We start from the raw sequence: 1,617 nt of genomic DNA, 5'->3' as shown, positions 1-1,617 counted from the left end.
AAGCGAGTTAGGCGACCATGTTGACCTAACGAAAACTGGCGGCAGTGATGATGAGTCTGGCCGGTACGACTGTCGTGAGATATACCGGAACATGGAGCTAGAGTCTGAGAGCGGTGAAATCGCCCCGTTCCGGTGCAATTCGTGGGATTGCTACTGCTGCGCCCACCGGATGAAGCAAAACCTCATCGAGGAGATGGACAGGCTCGTCGAAGATCGTCCCGAGCTGCGGCGACTCCTGACCATCACGCTCGACGAAGATGCAGCTCCGAACAGTCAGGATGAACAGCACCGATACCTGACCGAGCGGTGGAATGCCCTCAGAACGGAGATAAAGGACCAGTACCCCGGAATGTCGTACATCTGGATACGTGAGGAAGGTGAAAGCGGAAACCCGCACCTGCACCTGCTCGTAGACCGGTACCTGCCTCAGGCGATGCTATCGAGAACAGCCGAACGTGTAGGACTCGGTGAGGTCGTGGACATCCGGCGAGTGAACGCGAGAAACGCGGCCAGATACGTTACGAAGTACTTGACGAAGGGAGCGCTTCACGACCTGCCTGACGGCGCGAGAAGATACGGCAGTAGCGCCGACATCATGCTTGAGGTCCGTGGGTCGTCAGAGGAACCTGAAGAGGACTGGGACCTGCTCATGGACGACCACGAGGTCTCGAAGGTGTCCGGTGACGGTCCACTGCGACGTGAAGTTACGTCGACCGACCTGTACCGCCAGCGCGTTGAGGGCAGAGTGCCCGGACTTGATCCACCCGACTAGTGAGGAAGGGCGCAACCGGGGCCAGCGAAGGCAGAGCGAGCGCAGCGAGCGACCACCGAGCGCGCCGGCTGCGGCAGACCGCAGCGGGCCAGTCTCGGCACCCATAGTCTAACTCCGCGCTGGCCGGTAGAGGCTCTGTACCGTCGAAATGGGTGACCGGTGTTTGCCACTCATACAATCAACCATACAGAGTGGCTTCCGGTCACCCGCTGCGCGCCCTGGGCTGCGAGCGGCCCCCTGCGGGTCCGAGCGACCCCGCGCCGCCAGCGGGACGTGAGGGCGACGTAAGGGCACCACAGTTAAGTCGCTACCCGCTGGATGTCTCTCAAAGGAAATAAAGCCGTGCCAGCCCCGATACAGCGGGACTGGCTGAGTCTGATTGGTACCCAGAACTCAGCTAGTTCTGAAACGACTCAGAGGTATAAATCTAGGCGCTTCGGGAGCCGCTTCTGTTCGGTACCTGATGGTTTCCCATTATTACAGTATTGTCCCGAAGACCTGCTAGAATGCCAACATAGTGAGAAGCACATACTGACGGCTGCTTCCACCGCCGCCACGAGGTCCGGAAAGCGGCGGGCCGGTGAGCGAGCGAAGCGAGCGAACGAGCGCCGAGCGCCCCGAGGCGCGAGAGGCCCAGAGCCGCCGGAAGCGGCCCCCTGCGGGCCGAACCGGAAGCCGGGCCGCAAGACCCGACCGAAGGGAGGGGTCTCGTGAGCGGCAGCGGTTGCGGTCCTTCACTTGACGTTGGTAAGAACAACTCAAGAGAGTCTGTACCGTGTCAGACCGAGCAAAGCGAGTTAGGCGACCATGTTGACCTAACGAAAACTGGCGGCAGTGATGATGAG

General features: G+C 60.7%; 1 protein-coding gene. It reads left to right on the top strand.

Annotated elements, in window-relative coordinates; translation table 11 throughout:
• Nucleotides 1-772: rolling circle replication-associated protein (locus ABEA26_RS35890; RefSeq protein ID WP_345598255.1), on the top strand; the 772-nt coding region annotated here is incomplete at its 5' end.
• Between the last annotated feature and the right edge of the window lie 845 nt (nucleotides 773-1,617).

This window comes from Streptomyces marokkonensis, from assembly GCF_039539045.1.
Classification (GTDB): Bacteria; Actinomycetota; Actinomycetes; order Streptomycetales; family Streptomycetaceae; genus Streptomyces; species Streptomyces marokkonensis.
This window is presented reverse-complemented; position numbering and strand designations above follow the sequence as displayed.